Raw genomic sequence first — 15,364 nt, 5'->3', positions numbered from 1 at the left:
TCCGGCACGGTGGATTTGGAGGGTGTGGCCCACACCTGGTCGGCGGTGCTGTCCTACGACTACTCCATGGCCAATGCCTCCGGCAACCTGGCCGATACCGTGCGCACCATCTTCATTTATGTGAATGCCTAAAAAGCCCCTTGCGCGGAAGACGCGCTGACGCTATACTAGGCAAGCTGTTAATCAAGCGAGGGTTTTGCCCTCCACCTGGTTCGGCGCCTCCGGGTAGCTGATGGGTCTTCCGCAGAACATCTTTGCGAATGGAACCCGCCGCGCCCGTTGGAGCCGGCGGGTTTTTATGTGTGAGAACACGAAAGGGAGGTGAGCGCGATAGCTGCTCAAGAGCCGCGGCTCAACGACGAGATCACCACGCGCGAGTGCCGTCTGATCGATTTCGATGGGAACCAGATGGGCGTGTACCCCACGGCCCAGGCCCAGCGCATCGCCGACGACATGAATCTCGACCTGGTGGAGATCGCTCCGAATGCCGATCCGCCCGTCTGTCGCATCATGGACTACGGGAAGTTCAAGTACGACCAGGCCATCAAGGCCAAGCAGGCGCGTAAGAACCAGAACAAGATCGAGATCAAGGAGATGAAGTTCCGCCCGAAGATCGACGTGGGGGACTACACCACCAAGAAGAAGCACGTGCTGCGCTTCCTCGACGGCGGCAACAAGGTGAAGATCACGATCATGTTCCGCGGTCGCGAGATGGCTCATCCCGAGCAGGGTCTCTCCATTCTGGAGCGTTTGGCCGACGACCTGAAGGATGTGGCGGTCATCGAGAACCAGCCGAAGATGGAGGGCCGCAACATGCACATGCTCATCGCCCCTCTGCCTGCAACGGCCAAGAAGAAAAAGGAAGCTAAGACTGACGAAGGAAAGGACAACTAATGCCCAAGATGAAGACCCATCGCGGTACCGCCAAGCGCGTCCGCGTGACCGGTTCCGGCAAGCTCATGCGCGCCAAGGCTTTCAAGAGCCACATCCTCACGAAGAAGAGCCAGAAGCGCAAGCGTAACTTCCGCCACGAGACCGAGATTGCCCCGGCCGACACCAAGGTCGTCAAGCGCCAGCTTGGCCTTCGCTAGTTCTTCAGATTCCTTAGGAGTGATTAAGATATGCCTCGTGTAAAGCGTTCCGTTCATGCCCGCAAGAAGCGTCGTACCGTCCTCGCCCGTGCGAAGGGCTACTATGGCGCGAAGTCCCGTTCCTACCGTGCCGCGAAGGAGCAGGTGCAGCATTCGCTTCAGTACATGTACCGCGACCGTCGCAACAAGAAGCGCGAGATCCGTCGCCTGTGGATCACCCGCATCAACGCCGCGGCCCGCATCAACGGCCTGTCCTACTCGGTGTTCATGAACGGCCTGAAGAAGGCCGGTGTGGTGCTCGACCGCAAGGTGCTCGCCGACATGGCCGTCAACGACGCGCCCGCCTTCGCCGCTCTGGTGGAGATCGCCAAGAAGGCCGTCGCCTAAGCGCTGTTCCAACATAGCCTGCAACGAGAAGGGACCCGTAAGGGTCCCTTTTTTGTGGGCGGAGGGCGACGCGGCTTGGGCGGGCTGAGGGCCGTCCCTGTGGCGGTGATGGGGGCAGCGGCCGTTCTCATGCGATGTTGCGTCGATGGGCTTGAAAGTGGCGCTCAAGTGCGAAAAGTAAACGCCTTGGGGCGGTCTGGGCCGATCAGTTCTGAAGCGCTATGCTATGACCAGACATTTTGCCGTGGCGTGCGGAAAAGTTATGGCGCTCAAGTGCGAAAAGTGCGGCTTCGCGTATACTTTTCGCACTTGAGCGCCATTTTCACGGCAATTGTTTTTGCGGGAAAGCCCCCGAAGGCTAGGCGCTGCGGGCGACGAGTCGGTACTCGATGCGGGCGAAGGCGTCGTCCAGCTCGTCGAGGGGCTCGGAGGCCTCGCAGGCGCCGGTCAGGCCCGTCTCGCCCATGAGCGTGGCGTGCAGGTAGCTCTCGGCGGCCAGGCGCGGCGATTCCTCGTCCAGGGTGACGCGGTCGATGCCGGCGGCTTCCAGGGCCGCGTCCAGCTCGGTGCCGAAGGACCGCGCGATCAGCACGTCCGCATCCATCTTCTTGAGGATATCGATGCTCTCCTGGATGGTGACTCCCATGTTGGGCACGTTGCAACATCCGGCGATAATGCCGTGCTCCACCGCGTAGCAGGTGAAGCTCTCGCATCGGCTCGTCAGTGGGGCGACCAGCAGGCCGTCGCACGCAACAGCGATTTTCATGCACACATTCCCTTCCCCGTTTAACAACCATACGATACCCGAACCCGTCGCCGCTCGATGTGGAGTACGGCCAGTGGAGGGAAAAGGGCAGGCGAGGGACGAGCCCTTGAAGGCCGCAGAAGGGAAGCGGCGCGGCTGCGACAAGAAAGGCGGCCCGAAGGCCGCCTCGCCGAAAGCGGGAAGATGGCTTGCGCTAGCCCTTGCAGCCGCCGCGCTTGGCGGCGACGGCGGCGCGGTGGGCGCGGCCGGGACGCAGGTCGGGACCTTTGCGGCCGCCGCCTGCGTTGCCGGCGCCGTGGGCCTTCTTCGACCGGCCGGCGCCGCTTCTGGGCGCGCCCTTCGCTGCGGGGCGGTTGCCCGCGCCCGCGCGCGATCCGGCGCGACCGGCGGTGGGGGCGCCTCCGCTGTTCTTGGCGGCTTTCTTCTTGCGGGTGCTGCGCTGGCGCTCCTCGGTCGCGTCTTCCTCGGCGCGGGCCTTCTCCTTGGCGCGGTGCTTCTCTTTCTTGGCGTGCTCGCGGGCGGCTGCGGCCAGCTCGGGGTCGTGCTTGGCGTTGGCGCGGGTGGCCCGGGCCGCAGCGGCCTCGGCGGCTTCCTCTAGGTTGAAGCCCGGCACCTCGATCTCGGGGATGGGCCGCTTGATCAGCTTCTCGATGGCGGCCAGCTCGTCTTTGTTCTCGGGGGCCACGAAGGTGACGGCGAAGCCCTCGGCCCCGGCGCGGCCCGTCCGCCCGATGCGGTGCACGTAGTCCTCGGCCTGCACCGGCACGTCGTAGTTCACCACGTAGGACACCTCGTCCACGTCGATGCCGCGGGCGAGCACGTCGGTGGCCACGAGGATATCGGTGGTGCCGGCGGCGAAGTTGTCCAGGGCCCGCTTGCGCTGGTTCTGGGAGCGGTCGGAGTGGATGGCCTCAGCGTGGTAGCCGGCGCGCTTCAGCTTACGGCAGGCCGCGTCGGCGCGATGGCGCGTGCGGGCGAACACAATGACGCGCTTGGCGCCGCGCTCCTTCAGAAGGGCCGCCAGCAGGTCGGGCTTCAAGGTGTGGGGCACCCGGGCGATGTACTGGTCAACGGTGTCGGCGGTCTCGCCCTTGGCGGCGATCTGCACGATGGCCGGGTCGTTCAGCATGGCGTCCACCTGGGACAGCACGCTCTTGTCGATGGTGGCCGAGAACAGCAGGGTCTGGCGCGTGGCCGGCGTGGCCTCCACGATGCGGCGCACCGAGGGCAGAAAGCCCATGTCCAGCATGCGGTCGGCCTCGTCCAACACGAGGATCTGCACCTGGGAGAGGTCCACGGCCTTCTGGTTCATGAGGTCGATGAGGCGCCCCGGCGTGGCGATGAGCACGTCCACGCCGCGGGCCAAACGATCGATCTGGGGCTCGATCTTCACGCCGCCCACCACGTTGGCCACGCGCAGGCCGCGGCTCTTCGCGATGACGCCGCAGACCTCCTGGATCTGCATGGCCAGCTCGCGGGTGGGGGTGATCACGAGCATGGCCGGCGCCTTCTTGCGGTCGGCGCGCTGCAGGCGGTCGAGCGAGGGCAGCGAGAAGGCGGCGGTCTTGCCCGTGCCGGTCTTGGCGGCGGCGATCATGTCGCGGCCCTCTAGGGCGAGCGGGATGGATTGGGCCTGGACGGGCGTGGGCTCGGTGTAGCCGAGCTTGTCCACGGCGGCCAGTACGGAGTCGGACAGGCCGAGGTCGGCAAAGGTGGTCATGGGGTTCCTTTCAAGGGCTGGTATCGGCAGCGCGGCTCTTCCGCGCAGACGTTCGGGTGGATGCGGGAGGCTAGCGGGTGTGAGCGGGCTTGCGTCCCCAGTAGAAGTGCATGAAGTGGCGCGCCCGCAGCTTCCCGTCGCGCACCGGCTCCTTCGCTATGAGGCGGAAGGTGGCCCGGGCGATGTCCATGGCCGCCCGAGGCCGGCGCAAAAGCGACGCGTTGATGAGCATGGCCTCGGCCGAGGCCGGCTGCTCGCTGATGTGGCGCAGGGTGTCCAGAAGCTCGCGGGGCGTGGTGGCGGCCATGGCGGCGCCGGCGCCGGTGAGCATGCGCACGTTGGCCTTCTCCTGGCCGTAGGCGCGGCCCAGCAGGATCATCGGCGCCCGCGCGCACAGGCACTCGGTGACCGTGAGGCCGCCGGGCTTGCAGATGACCACGTCGGAGGCTTCCATCAGCTCGGCCATGGTGTCGACGTATCCGAGCACGGTCACGTTGTCCAGGCCGTAGTCGGCCACCTCGCGGCGCACGCGGCGCTCGTATTCCTCGTCGGCGCCGGCCACGATGACCAGCTGCATGGCGGGCAGCGTGTGCATGAAGGGCAGGATCTCGTCCAAGGCCTCGCGGAAGTGCACGTAGGGCCGCGGCAGCTTCGCGCCGGCCAGGGCGAGCACGACGAGCTTGTCGGCGGGCAGGCCCAGCCGCTCGCGGGCCGCGCTCTTCTCGTAGCTGCGGGAGAACGCCGGACTCGCGGGGATGCCCGTGATGAGGATGCGGTCCTCGGGCACGCGCCGCGGACGCAGGGTCTCGGCCATGGCCTCGTTGGCCACGCAGAACAGGTCGGTGTGCAGGTGGGGCCACAGCCCCTCGGCCTCGTAGTCGGTGGGCACGCACAGGATGGGGAAGGCCTGGCCCGTGAGCATACGGGCGCTCACGGCCACGTTGGCCGCCGTGATGTGGGTGGCCACGATGGCCGCGGGGCGCACCCGGCGCACGAATTCCACGAAGCGGGGGTACATCAGGTGGGCCCAGATGGTGCCCCCGCCCCACAAGAGGCGCCCTGTGAGCACGTAGCGCCAGGTGATGTCGTAGAAGGGCCGCGTCCAGCCCGTGAACATGGAGGCCGTGGCGTCGCCGTCGAAGACGATGCGCCCGAAATCCAGGATATCGAGCACCTCCACTCGCGCCCGGGCCACCAGGGCCGGATCGAGCCCCGCGGCCAGCGCCTTTGCGGCAGCATCGGGGCCGCCCTGGGCCGCCGCGTTCGCGGTCGCCGCGGACGCGGCGGCCGCGCCATCCGTAGGGGAGGGCTTCGGCCCGCCCGCTGCATCGGCGCCCTCCTCGGCGCGGGCCTCGGCGCGCAGGTCTTCCACGGCCTCAGCGATGGCGTAGGCGGCGCTGCGGTGCCCACTCCCCACGGAGGCGTGCACCACGAGAATGACGGGGTCGCCCGCATCGGAGGCACTGGTCAGGCGACGCTCGTCGTTGTCGAGGGCAGAGGATACGGCCAGCTCGGCGCCTTGCGAAACGGCAAGGGCGTCGGCGGCGGGAGCGGGATCGAGGGAGGCCGGCTCGGCGGTCTCGGGCAAGTCAGGTAATTTCATAGGGTCCATCATAGCGCATTTCCCGACCCGCGACCGCCGGGCGCGCTTTTCGACGCAGACTTGACGCATAAGCGGGGGATGGTGCACCGGGTCGCGGGCGGTCCGAAGGCCGCCCCTGCGGGGCCAACCTTGCGCAGGGTGGCGTTCGGTTGCAGGGGGAGGCTGCAGGTAACGGGGGATTCGCAAAGATTTTGGACTTGTGGCCCGCGGCGGCGTTTTACGGTACGATAATCTTTCCAATCAGAGAACCGCCGATCTTGAAGATGTGCCGCGCCCGTCGCTGAAGGGTTGCGGCCGGCCGATGAGGAGCCTGTGCCATGACCGATATTGCCACCGCATCGAACCCCGCCGCCACCGAGGCGCGCGTCGCCGCGGCCCGCCGCGGGGCGGGCGTGGCCGTGCTCGTGCCCTGCTACAACGAGGCCGTCACCATCGCCAAGGTGGTGCGCGACTTCCGCGAGGCCCTGCCCGAGGCGACGGTGTACGTCTACGACAACAACTCCACGGACGGCACCGCCGAGCTGGCCGCCGCGGCCGGCGCGGTGGTGCGCCGGGAGTCCCGGCAGGGCAAGGGCAACGTGGTGCGCTCGATGTTCCGCGACGTCGACGCCGAGGTCTACCTCATGGTGGACGGCGACGACACCTACCCGGCGTCGGCGGCGGGCGAGCTGGTGGCCCCCATCGCGGCCGACGAGGCCGACATGACCGTGGGCGATAGGCTCTCCAACGGCTCCTACGGCAAGGAGAACGACCGGCCCTTCCACGGCTTCGGCAACGACCTGGTGCGCTGGCTCATACGCCTCATCTACGGCTACTCCTTCGACGACGTGATGACCGGCTACCGCGCCTTCTCTCGGGCCTTCGTGAAGACCATGCCCGTCATGAGCGCCGGCTTCCAGGTGGAGACCGAGATCTCCATCTGGGCGGTGGACCGCCGCTGGCGCGTGGCCGACGTGCCGGTGGACTACCGCGACCGGCCCGAGGGCAGCGTGTCGAAGCTGTCCACTGTCGGCGACGGGATGCTCGTGCTGGCGGCCATCGCGAGCCTGTTCCGCGACTACCGCCCCATGGCCTTCTTCGGGTGGCTCTCGCTCGTGCTCGTGGCCCTGGGGCTTCTGGCCGGCCTGCCCGTGGTGGGCGACTGGCTGGAGACCGGCCTGGTGCCCCGGCTGCCCTCGGCGGTGCTCGCCATCGCGCTCGTGCTGTGCGGGGCGCTGTCGGCCACGGCCGGCCTCATCCTGGACACCGTGGCCAAGTCCCACCGCCGCCAGTGGGAGCTTTCCGTGTACCAGGTGATGGAGGACAACGGCCGCTAGGGCGCGCCGTCCCGCAAAAGAGCGTCGGCGCGACCGATCGAAAGAGAACGAGCGGGCCTGCGGGACCGCTTTTCTTTAGGGGAAAGGCGGGGGAGGGCGAACGGAGAGGGGAGGGGCGCGCTGCCCGCCACTCCGTGTCGACTTCGTCTCCCGCACAGGCAACAAAAAAGGCGAACCCGACGGCTCGCCTCGATCATTCGTGGTGCCCCCAACGGGAATCGAACCCGTGTCTCAGCCTTGAAAGGGCCGCGTCCTGACCTCTAGACTATGGGGACGTGCAAAATAGCTTATATAGTATGGCAGACCTTCGAAACCTTTGCAAGGGACCATTTGAGAATTTTTTATCAACTTGCCCACGCGCCTTGCGCAACGGAGGGACGGGGCAGAGAATGATATGTTGGCATCAAACGGATCGGCGGCCAAGCGACGGAAGGGCCTATGAAGTACCTGTTCCAACAGTTCATGAAGTTCGGCGTGGTGGGCGTCATCGCCTTTATCATCGACTACGGCCTCATGGTGGCCCTGACCGAGCTGGCGGGCATCGAGTACCTTATCAGCGCCACCATCTCGTTCATCGTGTCGGTGGTGTTCAACTACCTGGCCTCCATGCGATACGTATTCACGCACAAGGAGGGCCTGTCGCGCCGCCGCGAGTTCGTCATCTTCGTGGTGCTGTCCGCCATCGGCCTGGGCATCAACGACGGCCTCATGTGGGTGGGCACGTCGCTGTTCGGCATCAGCTACCTCATCACGAAGATCGGGGCCACGGTCATTGTGATGGTGTTCAATTTCGTAACGCGCAAGAAGTTCCTCGACGCCGGCCCGGCGGCTCCCGCCGCGTTTGCCGGCAGCGATGACGGGGCCGTCGTGCCGACGGACGCGCGCCCCTAGATCAAGAGAAAGAGCGAGACCATGGCCCTTGACCCATCCTGCGGGCACATCGCGCTCATCGCGAACCCGGCCGCCCAGAACGGGCGCGGGGCCTGGGCGGCCGTGGAGGCCGCCAGCCTGCTGCGCGCCCGCGTGGGCGACGAGGGCTTCCAGCTGCTGCTGACGGAGCGCCCGCGCCACGCCACGGCGCTGGCCGCCTCCCTGGATCCGTCGGTGGGCACCGTGGTGGCCCTCGGCGGCGACGGCCTCATCAGCGAGGTGGCCGCCGGCCTCATGGAGCGCCCCGTCGATGAGCGGCCGGCCCTCGGCGTGATCCCCGTGGGCTCGGGCAACGACTACGCCGCCAGCCTGGGTGTGCCCACCTCCATCGGTCGGGCCATCGACTGCGTGCTCGCCGGTCTCACCACCGTGGTCGACGTGGGCCGGGTGAACGGGCGCTATTTTGTAGAGACGCTTTCCTTCGGCCTGGACGCGGCCATCGCCCTGGATACGGTGGAGCGCCGCGTGCGCACGGGGCGCACGGGCACGCGCCTGTATTTGGAATCCGCCGTAGACCAGCTGTTCCGTCATCTGAGCATCTACGACTTCACCGCGCGCCTTACGGGTGGCGACGCTGCGGCTGCGCGCACGGTGAGCGCAGCGGCCTATCTGCTGGCCGTGCAGATCGGCCCCACCTACGGAGGCCACTTCCGCATCTGCCCGGGGGCCGAGCTGGACGACGGGCTGCTCGATCTCTGCTACGCCACGCCGCATCTCGGCCCGTGGAAGGCCCTGGCGGTGCTGCTGGCGGCCAAGGGCGGCCGCCATACGGGCAACCGCCACATCCACCTCGATCGGGCGAGCCGCCTCGTGCTGGACTTCGCCGAGGAGCCTCCCGGCCAGATAGACGGCGAGAAGATCGAGGGCACCCACTTCGAGATCGACTGCATCCCGCGCGCCCTCACGGTTATCGTGGGGAAGTAGGGGCCGCGCGGCCGCGTCGGCGGGCTTCTCGGCCCAGCGCCGGCCTCCCGCTGTGCCGTCCGTGGGGGATTTTGAGGTTTTGCGGCGCGCCGGCTCCATTTGCACTATAATAGCCTGCGCCCGAAAGCGGGCACCCTTAAGCGCCCTCGTAGCTCAGGGGATAGAGCACTTGCCTCCGGAGCAAGGTGCCGCAGGTTCGAATCCTGTCGAGGGCACCACAACCGACCAGGGCGGGCCGCAGGCTCGCCCTTTTTCATTGCCGCACCGCTCGCGGTGCTTCGCGTTCCGCTGCGGCCGCCGCCCGATCGCCCGCAGCCCGTCGCGAAGCGGCCGCCCGCGACAGCCCCCGCAGCCCGTCGCGCCCGTTTTGCCATCCGACCGAAGGAGTTCCCATGACCGAGACCGTTCGCATCGAGCGCATGAGCTACGGGCCGGCGGCCGTGGGCCGCCTGTCCGACGGCAAGACGGTGTTCGTGGAAGGCGCCGTGCCGGGCGATGTGGCAGAGGTGCAGCTGTGCGAGGAGAAGCCCCGCTTCGCCCGCGGCCGCGTGACGTCCGTTCTGGAGCCCTCGCCCGATCGCGTGGCGCCGCCCTGCGCGGCGGGCTGCGGGGGGTGCCCCTGGTCGCATCTGAGCTACGGGGCCCAGCGTGCCGCCAAGCGCGATGGCGTCGTGAGCGCCCTTGTGCGCACGGCCCATCTGCCGGCCGAGCGGGCCGAGGCGCTGGTGGCGCCCTGCGTGGGCTCGAAGCGCGAGTGGGGCTACCGCAACAAGCTGGAGCTGGCCTGCGGCACCGATAGCGCCGGCCGCCTCGTTTTGGGGATGCGCCCCGAGGGCGGCGGCGAGCTGGTCGCCCTGGACGCCTGCCCGCTCGCCAACCGCCTCATCGAAAAGGCCCCCAAGGCCCTTCGCGGGGCACTGCGCTTTCTAGCCGGCAACGAGGATCTGGGCATCTTCCGCGTGGGGGTGCGCGGCAGCCTGCGCACCAAGGACGTGGAGGTGGCCCTGTGGACGACGCCGGGCCCCTTCCCGCGGGCTGCGGCGGCCAAGACCCTGGGATCGGCCTGCAAGAACACCTCGCTCGTGCGCGTCATCGCCGAGCCGGGTCGCGCCCGCAAGGTGAAAAAGGTGGAGGCCATCGCCGGCAAGGGCTGCTGGGAAGAGGAGCTGGCCGGCGTCCGCTTCCTCACAAGCGCCCCGTCGTTCTTCCAGGTGAACACCGCCCAGGCCGAGCAGTTGGTGGCCCTCGTGCGGGAGGGCCTTGGGCTGGAGGAGGGCGCCTATGTGGCCGACCTCTACGCCGGGGGCGGCACCTTCTCGGTGCCCCTGGCCGCGGCCGGGGCCGACGTGGTGGCCGTGGAGTCGGCCGGCTCCTCGGTGCGCGACCTGCGCCGCAACGCCGAGCGGGCCGGGGTGGACATCGAGGTCATCGGGGGAGATGCGGCCCGCGAGCTGCCCGATCTGGGCGAGCTGGACGCGCTCGTGGTGGATCCTCCGCGGGCAGGTCTGGCCCCCGGCGTGGTTGACTCCATCGCCCGGGCGGCCCCGGCGCGGGTGGCCTACGTCAGCTGCGACCCCCAGACCTGGGCCCGGGACGTGGCGCTGTTCGAGGCGGCGGGCTACCGTCTGGCCGTCGCGACGCCCGTCGACCTCTTTCCTCAGACCTACCATGTGGAAGTGGTTAGCATTTTCACGCGCGAACGTTCCTAACCTGCTAGAATCAGTCACCGTATGCAAAGAAATGCTTCGCGCGAGCGTGCCGAGGGCCGTCCAGCGCGAGACCCCAGGGAAAAGGAGTGCCGACCATGGCTCTGTATACCCCCGAATACCAGCCCACCGGCAGCGAGATCGCCGTTATCAACACCTCCAAGGGCACCGTCCGCGTGCAGCTGGCCGGTGCCGATGCCCCCATTCACGTGGGCAACTTCGTGGAACTGGCCCAGAAGGGCTTCTACGACGGCCTGAAGTTCCACCGCTACGTGCCCGGCTTCGTGATCCAGGGCGGCTGCCCGAACACCCGCGAGGCCACGCCCGAGCAGGTGGCCGCGGGCCGCGCCGCCGGCTTCGCCCCCTTCGGCACCGGCAACCCGGGCTACTCCATCAAAGAGGAGTTCACCACCAACCCGCACAACTCCCACGAGGACGGTGCCCTGGCCATGGCCCGCTCCATGGATCCCAATTCCGCCGGCTCCCAGTTCTACCTGTGCCTGGGCCCCCAGCACAACCTGGATTCCGGCTACACGGTGTTCGGCCAGACCATCGAGGGCAAGGACGTCATCGGACAGCTGCGCGCCGGCGACGTCATCGAGTCGATCACCATCGAGAACGCCTAGCGCACCCCGTCGCCGCGCCGTGCGGGCGCGGCTCTCGCGCAGATGCGCCTCGCGTCTTGCCGCCCGTAGGACCAAGTGAAGGAAGTCTATGAACAACGAGTTATTCGATCGAGCAAACGAGCGCTACCGCCTGCGTGATTTCCGCGGGGCGCTGCTCACGTTCACGGAATGCTTGCAAGACGCCCAGTCTCCCTTGGCGCCGGGCGAGATGGGCCTTCTGTACCACCAGATCGGCAACTGCCTGGTGAAGCTGAAGAACCCCCGCGAGGCCATCCAGGCTTACAGCCAGGCCACGGCCGATCCCGCCTACGGGGCGCTCGGCACCGTGGAGTGCAACTTGGGCATGGCCTACGCCTCGCTGCGCGACTACGACAACGCCATCCGCTACTTCGAGCAGTCGGTGGGCGACGACAGCAACCCCACGCCCTACAAGTCCTACATGGGCATGGGCAACGCCCTCATGAAGCTGGGCAAGTCCGCCGAGGCCGGTGTGGCCTTCCGCGAGGCGGCCCTGGACGAGGCCAACCCCGATCCCACCAAGGCCCTGCTGAACTTGGGCGTGTGCTTCATGGCCCTGAACCGCCCGGCCGATGCCGTGGCCTCCTACGAGAGCGCCATGCAGTTCGACATGCTGTCCTCCACCCGCAACAAGCTGCAGGCCTCCCTCGGCCAGGCCTACGTGGCCTGCGGCCAGATGGAGAAGGCCGTGCACGCCTTCGAGGAGGCCATCGCCGACAAGACCTACTTCCTGTCCGATTCCGCCAGCGTGGACTACCAGCGCGCCGTGGGCGCGGTGGCCCAGGGCACGTCCGAGCAGAACCAGGCCACCCAGGTGCTGCAGCTGGCCGATATGTCCGGCCTCGATGTGGCCGCCGACGGCTCCAGCGTCTACGACATGGAGGTCTACGACGAAGGCGCCGCCGACCCGTTCTACTACGACGAGCCCTACGAGGCCGATCCCCAGAACTTCCCCGGCTATGTGGGCGCCTACGAGAACGTCGACAACGATCGCTTCTTCACCGCCACCGATGCCGAGTTGGAGCAGTGGAGCCGGGGCCTTGCCAAGCAGGACCGCAAGCGCCGCAACGTGGGTCTGAAGATCCTGCTGTTCTTCGTGGTCGTCGTTGTGTTGGCCGCGGCTGCGGGCGTGTTCGCCTACACCCAGGGCTACGGCTGGCCCACCCAGGAGTCGGTGGTGAAGGAGCTGTTCGCCGATCCGGCCGCCGCCAAGGACAAGGTGTTCATGCCCGACATCCAGGAGTCGAACATCACCTCCATGCTCGATCCGGTCGTCACCGATCCGAACGTCACCGTAGACGGCATGAACCGCTCCATGGCCGACTCCGTTGTGTACGCCACCGCGGCCACGGGCAACGGCGGCACCGTCACCTACAAGATCTCCATGCTGCGCGACGGCATCGGCTGGAAGGTCGCGAACATCGAGCTGTACTTCCCCAGCCAGAGCTAGGCTTTGGCCCCTACGGCATAACCGGCCCGCCTTCTGCGCGGGCCGTTTGCATGATCTGAACCCCATTTCGAAAGGACACCCATGGCTATTCAGAAGACCTACTCCATGATCAAGCCCGACGGCGTGCGCAACGGCCACATCGGCGAGATTATCAACCGCTTCGAGCGCGCCGGCCTTGTCGTCGAGCGCATGGAGCTCGGCATGGTCACCCCCGAGCAGGCCGCTGCCAACTACAAGGAGCACGAGGGCAAGCCCTTCTACGAGGGCCTCATCGCCTACATCACCTCCGGCCCCGTGGTGAAGATGGTCATCTCCGGCGAGGGCGCCGTGGCCAAGTGCCGCTCGCTCATGGGCGCCACCAACCCGGCCGAGGCGGCCCCGGGCACCATCCGCGGCGATTTCGGCCTCATCATGGACGAGAACGTGATCCACGGCTCCGACAGCCCTGAGTCTGCCGAGCGCGAGATTGCGATCTTCTTCAACTAAGACGACGCTGGGGATCGTTTTGCGGGCCTTGAGGCCCGACAGTGAAAAGGGGCCTGCGGGCCCCTTTTTCGCGGATGGGGTTTCAAATCGGGTCCCGGTTGGCGAATCGCCGCGTTTTGTGCAACAAACGCCAATAGGTAGACATCGGTGAGTTTTGCGGGGGCTTCATATTATCGAATATCGATAATATGACGGCGCATTCGGCAAAAAATGGGGCGCTGGAGGCCTTTCGCGGAGCGAGGAATGTCTATCTACTGGAGTTTGTTGCCAATATTCGACCTTTTCGGAGACAAGATCGTTTTCATCTGGTTTTTCGGCCGCCAATCGATGGGGGCTGGGCGCGGAGTTGCCCAACCGTTACCATAAAGGGCGACTAGAAGCCGCGAGCGACAAAGGAACCGACCGCCTATGTTGTACCGTGTCATCGACCGTGACGATTTGCCCTCGCTCGTCGCGGCCTTCATGGAGCGCTACGAAGTGATCGCCCCGGTCAAGCGCGGGGCGGGCTACGTGTTCTCGCCCGTCGGGTCCTTCGACGAGATCTGCATCGACTATCCCTCGACCATCGCCTCGCCGAAGAAGTACCTCCTGCCGCCCACCGAGACGCTCTTTGAGTTCGATGCCGTGGAAAACGCCGTGACCGATTACACCGAGGAAGTACGGCCCCGGGTGCTGTTCGGCGTACACGCCTGCGACATTAACGGTCTCATGAACCTGGGCAGCGTGTTCGCCGACCCGCGCTATCCCGATCCCTACTTCCAGGCCCATCGCGGCGCCACCCTCATCGTGGGCGTGGGCTGCATGCCCTCCGAGCACTGCTTCTGCAACCTGATGGATTCGGAAGAGGCGCGCCCGGGCTACGATCTGTTCCTCACGGCCATCGGCGAGCGCTACCTGGTGTCCATCGGCTCGGTCGTGGGCGCCAACATCTTGGAGGGGGCCTGCGATGTGCGGGAGGCCACCGACGGCGACCGTATCGCCTTCCGTGCTGCGACCCGAGCCCGCCAGGAGGCCTTCAACCCCGCCATCCCCGACATCCAGGAGATCCCCATGCTCATGGATGCCTTCCACGAGGACGCGTTCTGGGGCGAGCTGGGCGAGCGCTGCCTGTCGTGCAATGCCTGCGCCAGCGTGTGTCCCACCTGCTACTGCTTCGATATCCGCGACACGCTGGATCCCGGCGGAGTGAGCGGGCGGCGCGAACGGGTGTGGGACGCCTGCACCTCGCCGCAGTTCGCCATGGTGGCCGGCGGCCACAATTTCCGTCCCACGGCCACCGAGCGAGTGCGCCACCGCATGTACCACAAGCTGAACGGCTTTCTGGCCACCCACGACCGCAGCCTGTGCGTGGGCTGCGGGCGCTGCGCTGCGGCCTGCAAGGTGGACATCAGCCCCATCGAGGTGCTGCGGTTCTTCGAGAGAAAGGGGGCCGATGATGCCTGCTAGCGCCACGACCGTGTCCATCCATCCCTTCCGCGAATCGGGCCGCGCCCTCACCGGCGCGGAGATGATGCACGCCAACCCCTATCGCCCCTGGCCGGCCCGCATCACCTCCATCACCGAGCTCACGGCCACCGAGACGCTCTTCGAGTTCCGCTTCATCGACGATTGCATCCGCGAGGCCTTCCATCACGAGCCGGGCCAATTCGTGGAATTGTCGCTGTTCGGGGTGGGGGAGGCGCCCATCTCCATCTCGTCGTCGCCCACCAAAGAGGGCTTCATCGAGCTGTGCGTGCGCCGCGCCGGCCGCTTCACCGAGCGGCTCCACCAGATGCAGTGCGGCGAGATCGTGGGCATCCGCGGGCCCTTCGGCCGCGGCTTTCCGCTGGAAGCCATGCGCGGCCACGATGTGCTGCTGGTGGCCGGCGGCCTGGGCATCGCGCCTCTGCGCTCGCTCATCAACAACATCCACGACGAACGGTCCGACTTCGGGAAGGTGACCATCATCTACGGATCGCGCAACCCCTCCGAGGTGATGTTCCGCCATCAGTTCGAAATGTGGCGCCACCGCAAGGACTTCGATCTGTACCTCACGGTGGACCACGCCGACGACAGCTGGGACGGCGAGGTGGGCCTCGTCACGCGGCCCTTCGCCAATCTGCAGATCGACGCCGACAACACCTTCGGCGCCCTGTGCGGGCCGCCGGTGATGTACCGGTTCGTGGTGGAGGAGATGCGCAAGAAACATATCAGTTACGACCGCATCTACATGAGCTTCGAGCGCCACATGAAGTGCGGCGTGGGCAAGTGCGGCCACTGCCAGATCGGCCATCAGTACTGCTGTATCGATGGTCCGGTGTTCAACTACTGGGAGGCCAAGAACATTCAGGAGTCGATGTAG

General features: G+C 66.9%; 15 protein-coding genes and 2 tRNA genes. 13 read left to right on the top strand and 4 right to left on the bottom strand.

The annotated features are described in order from the left end of the window. The first annotated feature begins 321 nt into the window (after positions 1-321). The 3 genes from infC to rplT are packed head-to-tail and all read left to right on the top strand — an operon-like array spanning position 322 to position 1,478. A complete protein-coding gene (infC, locus tag G503_RS0107745) occupies positions 322-894 on the top strand; it encodes a translation initiation factor IF-3 (RefSeq protein ID WP_028027128.1) in 573 nt (190 codons plus the stop codon). Next, on the top strand, positions 894-1,091 hold the full coding sequence (gene rpmI / locus G503_RS0107740; RefSeq protein WP_028027127.1) for a 50S ribosomal protein L35: 198 nt from the start codon (positions 894-896) through the stop codon (positions 1,089-1,091). The genes infC and rpmI overlap by 1 nt, the downstream gene beginning before the upstream one ends. A 30-nt stretch (positions 1,092-1,121) precedes the next feature. Continuing rightward, positions 1,122-1,478, top strand: a complete 357-nt coding sequence (gene rplT / locus G503_RS0107735; protein ID WP_028027126.1) for a 50S ribosomal protein L20 — start codon at positions 1,122-1,124, stop codon at positions 1,476-1,478. A 358-nt stretch (positions 1,479-1,836) separates the two neighbouring features. Here rplT and G503_RS14365 read toward each other — a convergent pair whose 3' ends face one another. The 3 genes from G503_RS14365 to G503_RS0107720 form a co-directional block, all read right to left on the bottom strand. After that, entirely contained in the window at positions 1,837-2,244 is a 408-nt protein-coding gene (locus G503_RS14365; RefSeq protein ID WP_051191048.1) for a NifB/NifX family molybdenum-iron cluster-binding protein, read from the bottom strand. 193 nt (positions 2,245-2,437) lie between these two features. Further along, the gene (locus G503_RS0107725) at positions 2,438-3,964 is read right to left on the bottom strand and encodes a DEAD/DEAH box helicase (RefSeq protein WP_028027125.1); all 1,527 of its coding nucleotides are present in this window, start codon (positions 3,962-3,964) and stop codon (positions 2,438-2,440) included. A 70-nt stretch (positions 3,965-4,034) separates the two neighbouring features. Beyond that, entirely contained in the window at positions 4,035-5,567 is a 1,533-nt protein-coding gene (locus tag G503_RS0107720) for a glycosyltransferase (RefSeq protein ID WP_235715522.1), read from the bottom strand. A gap of 317 nt (positions 5,568-5,884) precedes the next feature. On the opposite strand from G503_RS0107720, the gene G503_RS0107715 reads away from it, so the two are divergent. Next, positions 5,885-6,883 carry a glycosyltransferase family 2 protein gene (locus G503_RS0107715; protein WP_035022351.1) on the top strand — a complete coding sequence of 333 codons (999 nt, stop codon included), beginning with the start codon at positions 5,885-5,887 and terminating at the stop codon, positions 6,881-6,883. A 200-nt stretch (positions 6,884-7,083) separates the two neighbouring features. Here G503_RS0107715 and G503_RS0107710 read toward each other — a convergent pair. Then, a tRNA-Glu gene (locus G503_RS0107710) sits at positions 7,084-7,158 on the bottom strand. A 163-nt stretch (positions 7,159-7,321) separates the two neighbouring features. Between G503_RS0107710 and G503_RS14360 the strand changes: the two genes are divergently transcribed. The 9 genes from G503_RS14360 to G503_RS0107665 all read left to right on the top strand — a co-directional run bounded on the left by G503_RS14360 (position 7,322) and on the right by G503_RS0107665 (position 15,364). Next, the gene (locus G503_RS14360; protein ID WP_051191047.1) at positions 7,322-7,774 is read left to right on the top strand and encodes a GtrA family protein; all 453 of its coding nucleotides are present in this window, start codon (positions 7,322-7,324) and stop codon (positions 7,772-7,774) included. 21 nt (positions 7,775-7,795) lie between these two features. Then, complete coding sequence (locus G503_RS0107700) at positions 7,796-8,737, top strand: diacylglycerol/lipid kinase family protein (protein WP_028027122.1); 942 nt, start codon at positions 7,796-7,798, stop codon at positions 8,735-8,737. 142 nt (positions 8,738-8,879) lie between these two features. Next, positions 8,880-8,955 (top strand) — tRNA-Arg (locus tag G503_RS0107695). Between the two features lie 174 nt (positions 8,956-9,129). Further along, positions 9,130-10,446, top strand: coding sequence for a 23S rRNA (uracil(1939)-C(5))-methyltransferase RlmD (gene rlmD / locus G503_RS0107690; protein ID WP_028027121.1), 1,317 nt, complete (start codon positions 9,130-9,132; stop codon positions 10,444-10,446). Positions 10,447-10,541: 95 nt separating this feature from the next. Further along, positions 10,542-11,069, top strand: coding sequence for a peptidylprolyl isomerase (locus G503_RS0107685; RefSeq protein ID WP_028027120.1), 528 nt, complete (start codon positions 10,542-10,544; stop codon positions 11,067-11,069). An 88-nt stretch (positions 11,070-11,157) separates the two neighbouring features. Continuing rightward, the gene (locus G503_RS0107680) at positions 11,158-12,537 is read left to right on the top strand and encodes a tetratricopeptide repeat protein (protein ID WP_028027119.1); all 1,380 of its coding nucleotides are present in this window, start codon (positions 11,158-11,160) and stop codon (positions 12,535-12,537) included. 81 nt (positions 12,538-12,618) lie between these two features. Then, a complete protein-coding gene (gene ndk / locus G503_RS0107675) occupies positions 12,619-13,023 on the top strand; it encodes a nucleoside-diphosphate kinase (RefSeq protein WP_028027118.1) in 405 nt (134 codons plus the stop codon). Between the two features lie 408 nt (positions 13,024-13,431). Continuing rightward, positions 13,432-14,469: a 4Fe-4S dicluster domain-containing protein gene (locus G503_RS0107670; RefSeq protein ID WP_028027117.1), complete on the top strand. Its 1,038-nt coding sequence runs from the start codon at positions 13,432-13,434 to the stop codon at positions 14,467-14,469. After that, complete coding sequence (locus G503_RS0107665) at positions 14,456-15,364, top strand: FAD/NAD(P)-binding protein (RefSeq protein WP_235715521.1); 909 nt, start codon at positions 14,456-14,458, stop codon at positions 15,362-15,364. Before G503_RS0107670 ends, G503_RS0107665 begins: the two co-directional genes overlap by 14 nt.

Source organism: Adlercreutzia mucosicola DSM 19490, assembly GCF_000422625.1.
In the GTDB taxonomy this organism is placed as follows: Bacteria; Actinomycetota; Coriobacteriia; order Coriobacteriales; family Eggerthellaceae; genus Adlercreutzia; species Adlercreutzia mucosicola.
Note: the sequence above shows the minus strand (reverse complement) of the source record. Positions and strands in the feature narration are given on the sequence as shown.